At 68.0% G+C, this 2,416-nt stretch carries 2 protein-coding genes; one reads left to right on the forward strand and one right to left on the reverse strand.

Annotated features, from left to right (window positions below):
• A partial coding sequence (locus J0I79_RS34850; RefSeq protein WP_292870688.1) for a PLP-dependent aminotransferase family protein occupies positions 1–1,394 on the reverse strand: 1,394 nt, incomplete at its 3' end.
• 32 nt (positions 1,395–1,426) lie between these two features.
• Between J0I79_RS34850 and J0I79_RS34855 the strand changes: the two genes are divergently transcribed.
• Positions 1,427–2,179, forward strand: a complete 753-nt coding sequence (locus tag J0I79_RS34855) for a pyridoxamine 5'-phosphate oxidase family protein (protein ID WP_292870691.1) — start codon at positions 1,427–1,429, stop codon at positions 2,177–2,179.
• Positions 2,180–2,416: the final 237 nt, after the last annotated feature.

The following is a 2,416-nucleotide window of genomic DNA, read 5'->3' on the forward strand; positions in this document are numbered from 1 at the left end:
CTCTGCGTCACCGCCCACAATTCCTCATCCGAAAACCCGGAGAAGCCCAGCACCAGCCCGTGCCTGGGCGCCCCTGAAATGTACATGGCCGAGAGCGCTCGCACGCCGACGCCGGCTGCCGTCGCGGCTTCGACGATGTCGGTGTCGATACCACCGCCTTTCAGGGTCGCCAACAGATGCAGCCCTTGTTCCGGCACGGCGGCATCGAGGGTGTCGCCGCAATTGGCGCGCAGGCCGGCGATGAGCGCGTCGCGTGCGGCCTGCACGCGGCGGCGCACGCGGCGCAGATGCGCGGCGAAATGGCCTTCGTTGATGAGGTCGGTCAAGGCGCCCTCGGCCAGCGTCGAAGGGTAGCGGTCGGCGCGCGCCCGGACCTCGATCACGGCATCGAGCAGGGGTTCGGGCACCACGGCGTAACCGATGCGCAGGCCGGGGAAGAGTACTTTGGAAAATGTGCCGAGATAGGCGACACGGCCCGAGCCGTCCATGCCTTGCAGCGAAGTCAGCGGCGGGCCGGCATAGCGGAACTCGCTGTCGTAATCGTCCTCGATGATCCAGGCATCGTTGCGCCGCGCCCAGTCGAGCAGGGCAAGGCGGCGGCGCATGGTCATGGTGACGCCGGAGGGATATTGGTGCGAGGGCGTGACATAGGCGGCGCGGGCGGCCGGGCAAAGGCTTTCGCCGACCGCCGGATCGAGCCCCTCGGCATCGACCGGCACGGCGACGATCCTGGCGCCGCCGCCGGCAAGCGCCGCATGCGCCATCGTGTAGCAAGGGTTTTCCAGCCAGACCGCATCGCCGGGGCGAAGGGCGGCGCGCACCAGAAGGTCGAGCCCCTGCTGCGTGCCCGAGGTCAGCACGATCTGGCCCGCATCGCAGCGCACGCCGCGCGCGGTCCTGAGATAGGCCGCGATCGCCTCGCGCAGGCCAAGCCCGCCGCGCGGATCGCCATAGCGGAAATGCTCCGGGCCGGGACGGGCGAGGTGGCGTGACAGCAGGATGCGGAACAGGTCGAGCGTGCGCGGGTCCGACACCGCCACGCCAAGCCCGCAGGGCAGGGCGGCGGCGATGTCGATCTCCGGTGGGCGTGCCCTGGCCAGCGTGGTGGGCAGGAACGGCACGTCTGGCGCCACGAACGTGCCGGCGCCGACCCTGGCCACGGCGAAGCCTTCCGAAATCAGCATCTCGAAACAGGCGACCGCCGCCGAACGCGACAGGCCGAAGCGGCGGGCAAGGTCGCGGGTGGTCGGCAGCTTGGCGCCGGCCGCCAGCGCGCCGGTCTCGATCAGCCGCCGCAGCGCCGCGTAGAGCTCGCGGCTGCGCAGGCCTTCGCCGGGCAGGACGGGGATCAGCGCGGACCAATCCGGTGGATTGGTCTGAATTTTCTTATCCATATTGGTTCTTTTATCGACCAATGTCGTGGCGCATGATTGGCCTGAAACAACCAAGGATGCAAGCCGTGAACGACGTCGCCGCCAGCTTTCCAACCACCAGCCGCAACCGCGTCAAGCGCGTGCATGAGCGCGGCAGCTACGACCATGCCGCCGTGTTCGCGGTGCTGGATGCCGGCATGCTGTGTCACGTCGCCTATACGATCGAGGGCCAGCCCTATTGCACGCCGACGATCCACTGGCGCGAGGGCGACATGCTCTACTGGCACGGCTCGTCGGCCAGCCGCATGCTGCGCCAGTTGCGCGGCGGCACGCCGGCCTGCCTGACGGTGTCGCATCTCGACGGGCTGGTGCTGGCGCGCTCGGGCTTCAACCATTCGGTCGATTACCGCTCCGCCATGTGCTTCGGCACGGCTGGGATCATCGACGAGCAGGAGGAGAAGATGAAGGCGCTGGCAGGCATCGTCGAGCGCTTCTATCCCGGCCGCAGCGAAACCCTGCGGCCGATCTCGACGCAGGAGGCCAAGGCGACGATGGTGATCGGCATGCGCATCGAGGAAGCATCCGCCAAGGTGCGCGACAAGGGCGTCGGCGACGACGAGGAGGATTACGGCCACCCCGTGTGGGCCGGCGTCATTCCGGTGCGCATGGTGATCGGCGCCGCCGAACCGTGCCCCAGGCTGATGCCCGGGATCGAGCGGCCGGAGAATCTGGCCGGGTATGCGGAAGGTGCCAGGCTGGACGAAGCGCTGACGCAGGCGCAACGGGTTTACGAGGGCGGGGTGTAGCGCTTCTTCCTTCTCCCCTTGTGGGAGAAGGTGTCGCCGAAGGCGACGGATGAGGGGTGCTCCAGAAAGCGTCAACGTCTCACTCCGCTGGAGCACCCCTTGTGTGTTTGGAATCGTGCATAATTGAGGTGCCACGGACCAGGTGGTTGCCTGATCCGTGGCGGCGGTCGAGAGCCCGTCGCCCCTCAGGTGCCGATACCGTGGATGAGCTGGGGCCCGACCGTCTTCTTTTGTGAA

Origin of the sequence: Mesorhizobium sp. (assembly GCF_017306585.1) — a bacterium.
Taxonomy (GTDB): domain Bacteria; phylum Pseudomonadota; class Alphaproteobacteria; order Rhizobiales; family Rhizobiaceae; genus Mesorhizobium.

Bases quoted from the DNA above. Each gene is read 5' to 3' on its own strand.
- J0I79_RS34855 (WP_292870691.1), top strand. From the start codon at position 1,427: ATGATTGGCCTGAAACAACCAAGGATGCAAGCCGTGAACGACGTCGCC.